Below are 12,174 nucleotides of genomic sequence, written 5' to 3' on the forward strand. Positions count from 1 at the left end.
GCGGATTTCGCCGTGAAAACGGGGGCGGATATCCCGCAAAACATCGTCAGAGGCTCCCGAAGACCGCGCTTGCACAGACACTTGCGTACGCGAGCTTAAGTGTTTGACTCACAAAGATAAAGGCGATATGATTTTGGGCTTTTCATCGGTACGCTCTCGTCGCACGTCTTGTGCGGGCGCCTGAATTTCGCGGCGTCACGGCTCGAATGACCTTGCCGGCAGTAGCGTGTCGATGGCGAATGTTGGCAAGCGCAGGTCGATAGCGACCCGTGCGGGCCGGCCAGGCTGGATTGCTGCGGGCCGCTGGCGGCTTTCGCGCATCGCTCGCCGCGCCCTAAGCCTTGAAGCAGGAGAGCGCACATGACCGAACACACTGGCAAGCCTGCTGGCGCCGAATTGAATCCGCGCGACTTCGATATCTTCGAATTCGCGCGCAGCGAGCGCGAAGCGGCAGGCGTCGTGCGCGTCTCGCAACTGCCGCGCATGTTAAACGAAGTCCCGGCCGACGCGCCAGATCGCGACACCGCGTTCACCTGGCAGGCTGCGGGCTTTACCCAGCAGGAATTGCAGGACGACGGCACCGAAGGGCCGCAGCCATACCTGCGGCTGGCTGTTCACGGTGGCGCGTGGCTCACGTGCCAGCGGTGCCTCGCTCCCTACGAGCAGGCATTCAATGCGGATGCGACCTTCCGTATCGTCCAGACGGAAGAAGAGGCGGACGAGTTTCCGCTCGACGACGATGAAGTCGAAGTGATCGTGGGCTCGCGCCATTTCGATCTCGTCGACTTGATCGAAGAGGAGCTGTTGCTCGCGCTGCCGCTGGTGCCGAAGCACGAAGTCTGTCCGGAAATTCACGAAAGCCTCGCCTCGGGTCCCGACGGCGCGGAGGGCGTGGATTCCGTAGACGACGTGCCGGAGCAGGAAATCGAGCCGGAAGAGCGCGTCAACCCGTTTGCGGCGCTCGAATCGCTCAAGAAGGACGGTCCTGGCAGCAAGCACTGAGGGAAGCCTTGGGCGGCTGTGCGGGGCAGGCAGTACCAGACGCGTGAGCCTGAGCCCGGAGTCCGGCCATCCCCCAAGGGTGGCGGCGGCCGGATCGGGCTGTGTTAGAATTCGGAAAATTTTCAGGAGTTATCATGGCAGTTCAACAAAACAAGAAGTCGCCGTCGAAGCGCGGTATGCACCGCTCGCACGATTTCCTCACGGGCGCGCCGCTGGCCGTCGAGCCGAGCACGGGTGAAGTGCATCTGCGTCACCACATCAGCCCGAACGGCTACTACCGCGGCAAGAAAGTCGTCAAGACCAAGAACGACTAATCGTTTCAGCGTGCGGCGCAGTGTTTGACATCTGGCGCCGCATCTGACGATTCCGTTCGCTTGACCATATTTCGGCTCGGCAAAAAGGCGGCATTCAACTGCCGCTTTTTTATGCCTGAAATCCGTCGCATTCCATGACTGTTACGCTCACGATAGATTGCATGGGAGGCGACCACGGCCCGTCTGTGACGGTGCCTGCCGCAGTCCATTTCGTCCGCTCGCACCCCGACGCGCATCTCATGCTCGTGGGCGTCGAGTCGGCGGTTCGCGCCCAGTTGAAGAAGCTGAAGGCGTCGGACCATCCCGCGCTTACCGTCGTGCCCGCCACCGAGGTCGTCGAAATGGACGATCCGGTTGAAGTCGCCCTGCGCAAGAAAAAAGATTCGTCGATGCGCGTCGCGCTCAATCGCGTGAAAGAGGGCGGGGCGCAAGCCTGCATCTCGGCCGGCAATACCGGCGCGCTAATGGCCGTCTCGCGCTACGTGCTGAAGACGTTGCCCGGCATCGAACGCCCGGCCATCGCCTTCGCGCTGCCGAACCCGCGCGGCTATACGACGATGCTAGACCTCGGCGCGAACGTCGACTGCGAACCGCAGCACCTGCTGCAGTTCGCGGAGATGGGCCACGCGCTCGTCGCGGCGCTCGAGGGCAAGGATCGCCCAACCATCGGGCTCCTGAATATCGGCGAAGAAGTCATCAAGGGCAACGACACCATCAAGCGCGCGGGCGAGCTCCTGCGCGCGAGTACGCTGAACTTCCGCGGCAACGTCGAAGGCAACGACATTTACAAGGGCACCGTCGACGTCATCGTCTGTGACGGTTTCGTTGGGAATGTCGCGCTCAAGACGTCGGAGGGCCTCGCGCAGATGCTCAACGACATGATCAAGGAAGAGTTCGGCCGCTCGTGGCTCACGAAGCTCATGGCGATTGCCGCACTGCCCGTGCTCATGCGCTTCAAGAAGCGTGTCGACCATCGCCAGTACAACGGCGCGGCGCTGCTCGGCCTGAAGAGCCTCGTCATCAAGAGCCACGGCTCGGCCGATGCCTACGCGTTTGAGTGTGCGATCAATCGCGGGTATGATGCCGTCAAAAATGGCGTGCTGGAGCGCCTCGCGCACGCCATGGAAGAAAACGCCGGTTCGCTCGAACAGGCGGCAGACGAGCCCGGCGGCGCCCAGAACGTGCAAGCCGCGCAGGCGGGGCAGGCTACCAGTGCGCCCAGCCAGGCAGCGGGCGAGGTACCGCCCGGCGCCGCATCATCCTCGAAGGCATAATGGCTCAATCGACTCTCTATTCCCGCGTGATCGGCACGGGCAGCTACCTTCCGCCTGATCGCGTCACCAATCAGGAACTGGCCGAACGGCTCGCCGCAAAAGGCGTCGAAACGAACGACGAGTGGATCGTGGCCCGCACGGGCATTCACGCGCGCCACTTCGCCGCGCCCGACGTCACGACGAGCGATCTCGCGCTTGCGGCATCGCAGCGCGCGATCGCGGCAGCCGACGTCGATCCGCAGTCGATCGACCTCATCATCGTCGCCACTTCCACGCCCGATTTCGTCTTTCCGAGCACGGCCTGCCTCTTGCAGAACAAGCTCGGCATCCGCAATCACGGCGCGGCGTTCGACGTGCAGGCCGTGTGCTCGGGCTTCGCGTACGCCGTTTCGGTAGCCGACAGCCTGATCCGCAGCGGCCAGCATCGCACGGCGCTCGTGGTCGGCGCGGAGACCTTCTCGCGAATTCTCGATTTCAACGATCGCACCACCTGTGTGCTGTTCGGCGACGGCGCAGGCGCGATCATCCTGCAGGCGTCGAGCGAACCGGGCGTGCTTTCGAGCGCGCTGCACGCCGACGGCAGCTACGCGCACATCCTGTGCACGCCGGGCAACGTGCACGGCGGAGTGATCGCGGGCAACGCGTTCCTGCACATGGACGGCCAGGCCGTGTTCAAGCTGGCCGTGAACGTGCTCGAAAAGGTCGCGATCGAGGCGCTCGACAAGGCGCAGCTCACCGCTGACCAGGTCGACTGGCTGATCCCGCACCAGGCCAACATCCGCATCATGCAGGGCACTTGCCGCAAGCTCGGCCTGCCCGCGGAGCGCATGGTGGTGACGGTGGGCGAACATGGCAACACCTCGGCGGCCTCGATTCCGCTCGCTTTCGACGTCGCGGTGCGCGACGGCCGCATCAAGCGCGGCCACAACGTGCTGATCGAAGGCGTCGGCGGCGGCTTCACCTGGGGCGCCTCCGTCATCCGCTTCTAAGCATCCTGAGCGGGCTTTCGCGCTCCCGCAGCGGTCCTGGCGCACGACGTGCATGTCGCGCGCAGCCGGCGGCGGTTCATCCGAGCACATTGCCCACCCGTATTGATCGAATTTGGGGACGTTATGAAATTCGCGTTCGTTTTTCCCGGACAGGGCTCGCAGGCCGTCGGCATGCTCGACGCCTTCGCCGATAACGCCATCGTGCGCGAGACGCTGCAAGAAGCGTCCGACGCGCTGGGCCAGGACCTCGGCAAGCTGATCGCCGAAGGCCCCGCCGAAGAACTCAATCTCACCACCAACACGCAGCCGGTCATGCTCACCGCCGCCTACGCCGTCTATCGCGCGTGGCAGCAGGCGGGCGGCCCTCTGCCTGCCATCGTCGCGGGCCACAGCCTCGGCGAATACACGGCGCTCGTCGCTGCCGGCGTCCTCGCATTCCGCGACGCCGTGCCGCTCGTGCGCTTTCGCGCGCAGGCGATGCAAAGCGCGGTGCCGGTGGGCGAGGGCGGCATGGCCGCCGTGCTCGGTCTCGACGACGACTCCGTGCGCGCAGTCTGCGCGGAAGCCGCGGCTGCGAGCGGCGGCGTGGTCGAAGCCGTGAACTTCAACGCGCCGGCGCAAGTCGTGATCGCGGGCCACAAGGGCGCGGTCGAGATGGCCTGCGAGATCGCCAAGGCGAAGGGCGCCAAGCGCGCGCTGCCGCTGCCGGTTTCGGCGCCGTTCCACTCGTCGCTGCTCAAGCCTGCCTCGGATCAGTTGCGCGACTATCTCGCGAACGTGACGCTGAACGCGCCGCAGATCCCCGTGGTGAACAACGTCGACGTGGCATTCGAAACCGACCCCGCGAAAATCCGCGACGCGCTCGTGCGCCAGGCCGCGGGCGCCGTGCGCTGGGTCGAATGTGTGCAGGCCATTGCGGCGCAAGGCGCGACGCACGTGGTCGAATGCGGTCCGGGCAAGGTGCTTGCGGGCCTCACCAGGCGTATCGACGGCAACCTGGTCGGCGCCTCGGTGCTCGATCCGAAGTCGCTCGACGAAGCGCTCGCGCTTCTGAAGGCCTGAGCGCCTACGCCACCACCGCTAACGGATTCAAACGATGGAAAAGACTCTCGACAATCAAGCCGCGATCGTGACCGGCGCCACCCGCGGCATCGGCCGCGCGATCGCGCTGGAACTGGCGCGCCAGGGCGCGACAGTGATCGGTACGGCAACGAGCGAAGCCGGCGCGCAGGCCATCTCGGCCGCTTTCGAAGCAGCGGGCCTGAAGGGCCGCGGCGCGGTGCTCGACGTGAACGACGCCGCTGCGGCGGAGGCGCTGATCGACGCAACGGTCAAGGAATTCGGCGGTCTTGCGATCCTCGTCAACAATGCGGGCATCACGCAGGACAACCTGGCGATGCGCATGAAGGACGACGAGTGGGACTCGGTCATCGACACCAACCTGAAGTCGGTGTTCCGCCTCTCTCGCGCCGTGCTGCGCCCGATGATGAAGGCGAAGGGCGGCCGCATCATCAATATCACCTCGGTGGTGGGCTCGTCGGGCAACCCGGGTCAGGCTAACTACGCCGCCGCCAAGGCCGGCGTGGCGGGCATGACGCGCGCGCTCGCACGCGAGATCGGCAGCCGCGGCATCACCGTGAACTGCGTCGCGCCCGGTTTCATCGACACCGACATGACGAAGGACTTGCCGGCGGAGCAGCAAGCCGCGCTCAAGCAGCAGATTCCGTTGGGCCGTCTCGGCAGCCCGGACGACATCGCGCATGCGGTCGCGTTCCTCGCGTCGCCGCAGGCAGCCTACATCACGGGCACGACGTTGCACGTGAACGGCGGCATGTATATGTCTTAACCGGATTCAGGTACTATCCGCGCCTTGATGCGCTTGATGCAAAACATTGCGCAAGCGCCGTCGCGGATAGCCTTCCGGAACCTTGAGCGCCGCTTTTCAGCCAGGTCAAACCTGATAAAATGCGCGCACTCGCATTCATGAGCTAACTTTTTTCCCTTGGAGGGGTAATGGACAACATCGAACAGCGCGTCAAGAAGATCGTCGCCGAGCAACTGGGCGTCGCCGAAGCTGAAATCAAGAACGAAGCTTCGTTCGTGAACGATCTGGGCGCCGACTCGCTCGACACCGTCGAACTGGTCATGGCTCTCGAAGACGAGTTCGGCATGGAAATCCCGGACGAGGAAGCCGAGAAGATCACGACGGTTCAGCAAGCGATCGACTACGCTCGCGCGAACGTCAAGGCTTAAGCGCCAGATTCCCGCCTGGGCCGCGCAACGCAGTGCGCTGGCGGCCCGCGAGGACGCTCGCCCGTGAAACCGCATACGCCTGCCGCACTCGCTGCCGGGCATCTGCCGGTCAACTAGCCACAGGGCTCACAGGAGCATTTCCTGTGGCCTCTGTGGCTTTTGTTTTTGTCATCTATGGATAAGGGGTTACCGTGAGCCGTCGTCGAGTTGTTGTTACAGGCCTGGGGCTGATTTCGCCTGTTGGCAATAATGTTGCCGACGGCTGGGCCAATCTGGTCGCCGGGAAGTCCGGCATCGCCAACATCACGAAGTTCGACGCTACGAACTTCTCGACCCGCTTTGCCGGCGAAGTGAAGGGCTTCAACGTCGAAGACTACATGCCGGCGAAAGAAGCGCGCCATATGGATACGTTCATCCATTACGGCATCGCGGCGGGCATGCAGGCGATCCAGGACAGCGGTCTCGAAGTCACCGAAGCGAACGCTGAGCGGATCGGCGTGAACGTCGGCTCGGGCATCGGCGGTCTGCCGATGATCGAAGTCACGCAAACCGAACTGCTCAACCGCGGCCCGCGCCGCATCTCGCCGTTCTTCGTGCCCGCCTCGATCATCAACATGATCTCGGGCCATCTGTCGATCAAGTACGGCCTCAAGGGTCCGAATCTGGCGATGGTCACGGCCTGTACGACCGGCCTGCACTGCATCGGCGAAGCGTCGCGTCTGATCGAATACGGCGACTGCGACGTGATGATCGCGGGCGGTGCGGAAGCGACCGTGTCGCCGCTCGGCATCGGCGGCTTCGCGGCGGCGCGCGCGCTCTCGCAGCGCAACGACGATCCGGCGACGGCCAGCCGTCCGTGGGACAAGGACCGTGACGGCTTCGTGCTCGGCGAAGGCGCGGGCGTGATGGTGCTCGAAGAGTACGAACACGCGAAGGCGCGCGGCGCGAAGATCTACGCGGAAATCGGCGGCTACGGCATGAGCGGTGATGCGTATCACATGACCGCTCCGCCGGAAGATGGCGACGGCGCACGCCGCTGCATGATCGCCGCGCTGAAGAACGCGGGCGTCAACGCCAACGAAGTGAACTGGCTCAGCGCACACGGCACGTCGACGCCGCTCGGCGACCTCGCGGAAACCCTCGCGATCAAGCGCGCGTTCGGTGACCACGCGAAGGACATCGTCGTGAACTCTACCAAGTCGATGACGGGCCACCTGCTGGGTGGCTCGGGCGGCCTGGAATCGGTGTTTACGGTGCTCGCGGTGCATAACCAGGTGTCGCCGCCGACGATCAACATCTTCAACCAGGATCCGGCATGCGACCTGGACTACTGCGCGAACACCGCGCGGGACATGAAGATCGACGTCGCGCTGAAGAACTCGTTCGGGTTCGGCGGCACGAACGGCACGCTCGTCTTCAAGCGTCACGCTTGATCCCGCACGACGAGACAGCGGCCGTGCCGAATGCTTCGGCCGGCCGCGTCCCTCCTGCTTTCCCCTCGCGGCGCGCGGGCGCGCCGCTTCTTTCCCTGCGTCCATCGCTTGCGCTGCAATTGCTCGTTGCCGCGGGTCTGGGCGTGGCCGCGGCCGCCGTCTACACGGCGCTCGCACCCTGGCTCGGCGTCTGGCAAGCGTTGCCGCTCGCGCTGGCGTTCCTCGCGACCGGCGGGCTCGCGGCTGCGGCGTGGCGCCGCAAGCAACCGGCCTTCCTCGAAATCGGGTCGGATTTTCTCGCGGCCTGGTCGTGCGATGGCGCCTGCCTCGCGGCCGGGCGGCTTGCCGGCGCGTCGCAATGGGGCGCGTGGCTGCTCGCGCTCGTCGTGGAGCAGGGTGCACGCCGCACGACGATTCTCGTCGCCGCCGACGCCGTTCCAGCAGAAACCTTCCGCACACTCGCCGTGCGCGCGCGCAGCGCGGCCGGTCGCTGAGCCTCCTTTCGCTGTAAAGCTTGTAACCGCTGTTACTCGCGTAACGTGAGACCGTGGCGAGGACGCTACAATGGTGCCCCCACGTCTACTTCATGTGCTAACGGATTTTTCAGGTGAGCGAAAAAGAAATTGATCAGGTTCTGGTCGAGCGCGTGCAAAAAGGCGACAAGGCCGCGTTCGAGCTCCTGGTCTCGAAATACCACCGCAAGATCATCCGGCTGATCTCGCGCCTCGTGCGGGACCCCGCCGAGGTCGAGGACGTGGCCCAGGACGCCTTTATCAAGGCTTACCGTGCACTACCGCAATTTCGTGGCGAATCGGCTTTCTATACGTGGTTGTACCGAATTGCTGTCAATACGGCAAAGAACTACCTTGCGACCCAGGGAAGACGCGCGCCGACTTCTACCGAGGCAGATGCTGAAGAAGCGGAAACTTTCTCGGACGCCGATCAACTAAGGGATATCAATACGCCCGAGTCGATGTTGATGAGCAAGCAGATCGCACAGACGGTCAATGCTGCGATGGCGGTTTTACCGGAAGAGCTGCGCACCGCCATTACGCTTCGGGAAATAGAAGGCCTAAGCTACGAAGAAATCGCCGAGATGATGGGGTGCCCGATCGGCACCGTCAGATCGAGAATCTTCCGCGCTCGGGAAGCCATTGCGGCAAAATTGCGTCCGCTGCTGGACACTCCGGAAGGCAAGCGCTGGTAAGAAGAAGAACCAGCTTCGCCCCGGGCGGCGACGCGATTCACCAGAATGAGTTGGTGTCACAGGGACGTCTGTTAGGGAATGGGGAGCATCATGGGTTCGGTCTCGATGCAATCGGTATCAAGCTCGCGCAGCGAGCGTCTGTCCGCCTTCGTCGACGGTGAAGCGTCGGCGCAGGAGCATCTGAACGGAAATTTTCTGGAACTCGACGGCGAAGGGCGCGCAGCCTGGTCGGAGTACCATCTGATCGGCGACGTACTGCGTTCCGACGATCTGGCCCTCAGCCAGGCGGCAAGCCGCGCCTTCATGACGGGTTTCGCGGCGCGCTTCGAAGCACAGCCGCATCTGCTCGCACCGGCTGCGCTGCCGCAGGTCCAGGCCGGCCGCAATGAGCGCGTTGGCCGCATTCTGGCGCTGCGCCGCCGCGTGATGCCGTCGCTGGCCGTGGCGGCTGCGGCCGCCACGCTCACGTGGATCGTCATGCCGCAGATGCGCGGCGTGGGCATGGCTGGCGCGCCGCAAATCGCTGCTGTGCAGTCGCAGGGCGACGGCGTGCAGCGCGTGGCGATGAACACCACGCCGGCGCCTGTTGCAGGCGGTCAGGACGGCAATATCATCCGCGACGCTCGCCTCGACGAATATCTCCAGGCGCACCAGCAGTTCGCGCAGCAGCCGGTCATTTCGGATTCCATGCCGTACATCCGTTCAGCCGCTCTTACTACGCAAGGCCAATAAGTTTGATGCAGACATTGCGGTTGAATAAAAAGACAATCTGGGGGCGGTTGCCGGCATTCCTTTGCTGCGCAGCCGCGATGTTCACCGCTCTGTCTGTCGCCCCGCGTGCCCACGCGCAAGGCGCGTCCGCGGCCGATGCCGCCACGCGCCAGAGCGCGGCACAGCTGCTCGACCGCATCCAGCAGGCCGCCCAGCAGCAAAGTTACGAAGGCACCTTCGTCTATCAGCGCGGCGAGTTCGTGCAATCTTCGCGCATCACGCACTACGCCTCGAAGCAGGACGGCGAGTTCGAAAAGCTCGAAAGCCTCGACGGCAAGCCGCGCACAATGCTGCGCCACAACGACGATCTCTATACCTTCGTGCCCGAGCGCAAGCTGCTCGTCGTCGAAAAGCGCCAGAACAAGGACGCTTTCCCGGCGCTGCTTTCCACGAGCGGGGACCAGGTGCTGGGCGTCTACGAGCCGAAGATGCTGGCCAACGACCGCGTGGCCGGCCTGGACAGCCAGGTGATCCAGCTCGACCCGAAGGACAATTTCCGTTTCGCCTACAAGCTGTGGGCGGACGCGAAAACCGGTCTGCTGCTGCGCTCGCAGATGCTCGACCCGTCGAACGGCCAGGTGCTCCAGCAGCTCGCGTTCACGCAGGTGCGCATCGGCGGACCCGTCGACAAGACGCCTATCGTCAATGGCATGCGCAATATCGAGGGTTGGAACGTGGTGCGCCCGCCGCTCCAGCCGGTCGACATCGAAGCGCAGGGCTGGTCGTTCGGCCAGGCTGCGCCGGGATTCCAGAAGATTCGCGAAGTGCGTCGGCCGATGGCGGCGCGCGATGCGAGCGATCCGCCCATCCCGGTCGATCAGGCTGTATTCTCTGACGGACTGTCCACGCTTTCCGTCTTTATCGAGCCGGTGAAGAACAACAGTCGCAAGGAAGGCTCGGGCAGCAGTGGCGCGACCCACGTGCTCGTGAAGCGCAACGGCGATTACTTCATCACGTTGCTTGGCGAAGTGCCCCAGACCACGTTGCAGCAGTTCGCGTCTGCCATAGAATACAAGGCTCCCAGGTAACTCCTTCCTTCGGCTGACTTCGATATGACGATTCTCCCGCTGCGCAAATTCTTCGCGGCCGCGGTCGTGGCGGCGTGCCTGCCGTTGGCACCGCACGTGGCATCGGCGGCGCCGGCTGCCAACCTGCCCGACTTCGCCGACCTCGTGGACAAAGTGGGGCCGTCGGTCGTCAATATCCGCACCACCACACGCGTCTCCTCAGCTCAGCGCGGCCTGCCGCCGGGCATGGATCAGGGCGACATGTCGGAATTCTTCCGCCGCTTCTTTGGCATCCCGCTCCCGCAAGGGCCGCAGGGTGGGCAGGGCGGCGGCCAGGGGGGCAGTCAGGGCGGAAGCCCGGGCGGCGGTTCGGACTCCGGGCCGGACAGCGGCAACGACACCGAACAGAACAGCGGCGTCGGCTCCGGTTTCATCCTCTCGGGCGACGGCTACGTGATGACCAACGCGCACGTGGTCGACGACGCGGACAGCATCTACGTGACGCTCACCGACAAGCGCGAATTCAAGGCGAAGCTGATCGGCGTGGACGACCGCACGGACGTCGCCGTGGTGAAGATCCAGGCCGCGAATCTGCCGGCCGTGACGATGGGCGATTCGAACAAGGTGCGCGTGGGCGAGTGGGTCGTGGCGATCGGTTCGCCGTTCGGCCTCGAGAACACCGTGACGGCGGGCATCGTGAGCGCGAAGGGTCGCGACACGGGCGATTATTTGCCGTTCATCCAGACCGACGTGGCCGTGAATCCCGGCAACTCGGGCGGTCCGCTCATCAACATGCAGGGCGAGGTGATCGGCATCAACTCGCAGATCTATAGCCGCACCGGCGGCTTCATGGGCATCTCGTTCGCGATTCCGATCGACGAGGCGATGCGCGTGGCGGACCAGCTCAAGTCCACGGGCAAGGTCACGCGCGGCCGCATTGCCGTCGCAATCGGCGAGGTGACGAAGGACGTCGCCGACTCGCTCGGTCTGCCCAAGGCGCAAGGCGCGCTGGTCTCCAGCGTCGAGCCGGGCGGCCCGGCCGACAAGGCGGGCATCCAGCCGGGCGACATCATCCTGAAGTTCAACGGCACGACCGTCGACGCCGCGACCGACCTGCCGCGCATGGTCGGCGACACGAAGCCGGGCACCAAGGCGACCGTGACGATCTGGCGCAAGGGCGCAACGCGCGATCTGCCGATCACGATCGCCGAGATGCAGACCGACAAGAGCGCGAAGGCCGACCAGAAAAAGGCGCCCGAGCCCAAGCCGCGCGCGATGAACGCGCTCGGTATCGCGGTGGTCGATATTCCCGCCGACCAGCTCGCCCAGCTCAAGATCAAGGGCGGCGCGATGGTGGACTCGGTCGATGGCCCCGCACAGCGCGCCGGCCTGCAGAAGGGCGACATCATCCTGCGCGTGGGCGACACGGATATCACCGGCGCGAAGCAGTTCCAGGAGGTGACGGCGCATCTCGACTCGCAGAAGACGGTCGCGGTGCTCGTGCGTCGCGGCGACAACACGCAATTCGTGCCGCTGCGCCCGCGCGCGCCGGGGCAGAAGTAACCCCGATGCGCACGCCCATGCGGTCTTCGTCGGCGGCGCCGGGCGCGCTCGAACGCACGAGCGCGCACCTCGTGCTGTATGGGCGCGCGTGGTGTCATCTGTGCGAAGAGATGCGCGTGGCGCTCGCGCCGCTCGCCGCCGCGGCGGGTGCGCGTCTCGACGTCGTCGATGTCGATTCCGACCCCGCGATCCAGGCGCGTTACGACGAGCTCGTGCCGGTGCTCCTTTGCGACGGCATCGAGCTGTGTCACTACCGTCTCGACGAAGCACGCGTGCGCGCTACGCTGGGCCTGAGCGCCGACGCGCCGAACACACCGCCGGCGCCGCCGCGCGGTGTGTGAAACGCGGGCGCGGGGGCGGC

14 protein-coding genes are annotated in these 12,174 nt (G+C 64.9%); all 14 read left to right on the plus strand.

From position 1 onward, the window contains the following. Positions 1-360 precede the first annotated feature (360 nt). Positions 361-1,002 (plus strand): DUF177 domain-containing protein, encoded by a 642-nt coding sequence (locus tag ACOJB8_RS10940; protein WP_342945444.1) that lies wholly within the window; start codon positions 361-363, stop codon positions 1,000-1,002. A 134-nt stretch (positions 1,003-1,136) separates the two neighbouring features. Beyond that, a complete protein-coding gene (gene rpmF / locus ACOJB8_RS10945) occupies positions 1,137-1,316 on the plus strand; it encodes a 50S ribosomal protein L32 (RefSeq protein ID WP_018441573.1) in 180 nt (59 codons plus the stop codon). Between the two features lie 134 nt (positions 1,317-1,450). Further along, positions 1,451-2,590, plus strand: a complete 1,140-nt coding sequence (gene plsX / locus ACOJB8_RS10950) for a phosphate acyltransferase PlsX (protein WP_342945445.1) — start codon at positions 1,451-1,453, stop codon at positions 2,588-2,590. Beyond that, positions 2,590-3,579 (plus strand): beta-ketoacyl-ACP synthase III, encoded by a 990-nt coding sequence (locus ACOJB8_RS10955; RefSeq protein ID WP_475012510.1) that lies wholly within the window; start codon positions 2,590-2,592, stop codon positions 3,577-3,579. The genes plsX and ACOJB8_RS10955 overlap by 1 nt, the downstream gene beginning before the upstream one ends. A 123-nt stretch (positions 3,580-3,702) precedes the next feature. Next, complete coding sequence (fabD, locus tag ACOJB8_RS10960) at positions 3,703-4,641, plus strand: ACP S-malonyltransferase (protein WP_342945446.1); 939 nt, start codon at positions 3,703-3,705, stop codon at positions 4,639-4,641. A gap of 34 nt (positions 4,642-4,675) precedes the next feature. Then, positions 4,676-5,425: a 3-oxoacyl-ACP reductase FabG gene (gene fabG, locus ACOJB8_RS10965; RefSeq protein WP_342945447.1), complete on the plus strand. Its 750-nt coding sequence runs from the start codon at positions 4,676-4,678 to the stop codon at positions 5,423-5,425. 167 nt (positions 5,426-5,592) lie between these two features. Continuing rightward, complete coding sequence (gene acpP / locus ACOJB8_RS10970) at positions 5,593-5,832, plus strand: acyl carrier protein (protein ID WP_004197638.1); 240 nt, start codon at positions 5,593-5,595, stop codon at positions 5,830-5,832. A gap of 191 nt (positions 5,833-6,023) precedes the next feature. Further along, entirely contained in the window at positions 6,024-7,265 is a 1,242-nt protein-coding gene (gene fabF, locus ACOJB8_RS10975; RefSeq protein ID WP_342945448.1) for a beta-ketoacyl-ACP synthase II, read from the plus strand. 23 nt (positions 7,266-7,288) lie between these two features. Continuing rightward, entirely contained in the window at positions 7,289-7,759 is a 471-nt protein-coding gene (locus ACOJB8_RS10980) for a protein YgfX (RefSeq protein ID WP_342945449.1), read from the plus strand. Between the two features lie 113 nt (positions 7,760-7,872). Continuing rightward, positions 7,873-8,472, plus strand: a complete 600-nt coding sequence (rpoE, locus tag ACOJB8_RS10985; protein WP_027795258.1) for an RNA polymerase sigma factor RpoE — start codon at positions 7,873-7,875, stop codon at positions 8,470-8,472. A 90-nt stretch (positions 8,473-8,562) separates the two neighbouring features. Then, complete coding sequence (locus ACOJB8_RS10990) at positions 8,563-9,204, plus strand: sigma-E factor negative regulatory protein (protein ID WP_069262933.1); 642 nt, start codon at positions 8,563-8,565, stop codon at positions 9,202-9,204. A gap of 5 nt (positions 9,205-9,209) precedes the next feature. Beyond that, positions 9,210-10,271 carry a MucB/RseB C-terminal domain-containing protein gene (locus ACOJB8_RS10995; RefSeq protein ID WP_069262932.1) on the plus strand — a complete coding sequence of 354 codons (1,062 nt, stop codon included), beginning with the start codon at positions 9,210-9,212 and terminating at the stop codon, positions 10,269-10,271. Positions 10,272-10,295: 24 nt separating this feature from the next. Next, the gene (locus ACOJB8_RS11000) at positions 10,296-11,813 is read left to right on the plus strand and encodes a DegQ family serine endoprotease (protein ID WP_475012514.1); all 1,518 of its coding nucleotides are present in this window, start codon (positions 10,296-10,298) and stop codon (positions 11,811-11,813) included. 5 nt (positions 11,814-11,818) lie between these two features. After that, the gene (locus ACOJB8_RS11005; protein ID WP_475012516.1) at positions 11,819-12,154 is read left to right on the plus strand and encodes a glutaredoxin family protein; all 336 of its coding nucleotides are present in this window, start codon (positions 11,819-11,821) and stop codon (positions 12,152-12,154) included. Positions 12,155-12,174: the final 20 nt, after the last annotated feature.

The organism is Paraburkholderia sp. BR10141 (genome assembly GCF_056155635.1).

What these genes read in the sequence shown, in the direction of transcription:
- ACOJB8_RS10990 (WP_069262933.1), top strand. Translation starts at nt 8,563, where the DNA reads ATGGGTTCGGTCTCGATGCAATCGGTATCAAGCTCGCGCAGCGAGCGT.
- ACOJB8_RS10940 (WP_342945444.1), top strand. Translation starts at nt 361, where the DNA reads ATGACCGAACACACTGGCAAGCCTGCTGGCGCCGAATTGAATCCGCGC.
- fabG (WP_342945447.1), top strand. Translation starts at nt 4,676, where the DNA reads ATGGAAAAGACTCTCGACAATCAAGCCGCGATCGTGACCGGCGCCACC.
- fabD (WP_342945446.1), top strand. Translation starts at nt 3,703, where the DNA reads ATGAAATTCGCGTTCGTTTTTCCCGGACAGGGCTCGCAGGCCGTCGGC.
- ACOJB8_RS10995 (WP_069262932.1), top strand. Translation starts at nt 9,210, where the DNA reads ATGCAGACATTGCGGTTGAATAAAAAGACAATCTGGGGGCGGTTGCCG.
- plsX (WP_342945445.1), top strand. Translation starts at nt 1,451, where the DNA reads ATGACTGTTACGCTCACGATAGATTGCATGGGAGGCGACCACGGCCCG.
- acpP (WP_004197638.1), top strand. Translation starts at nt 5,593, where the DNA reads ATGGACAACATCGAACAGCGCGTCAAGAAGATCGTCGCCGAGCAACTG.
- ACOJB8_RS10955 (WP_475012510.1), top strand. Translation starts at nt 2,590, where the DNA reads ATGGCTCAATCGACTCTCTATTCCCGCGTGATCGGCACGGGCAGCTAC.
- ACOJB8_RS11000 (WP_475012514.1), top strand. Translation starts at nt 10,296, where the DNA reads ATGACGATTCTCCCGCTGCGCAAATTCTTCGCGGCCGCGGTCGTGGCG.
- ACOJB8_RS11005 (WP_475012516.1), top strand. Translation starts at nt 11,819, where the DNA reads ATGCGCACGCCCATGCGGTCTTCGTCGGCGGCGCCGGGCGCGCTCGAA.
- rpmF (WP_018441573.1), top strand. Translation starts at nt 1,137, where the DNA reads ATGGCAGTTCAACAAAACAAGAAGTCGCCGTCGAAGCGCGGTATGCAC.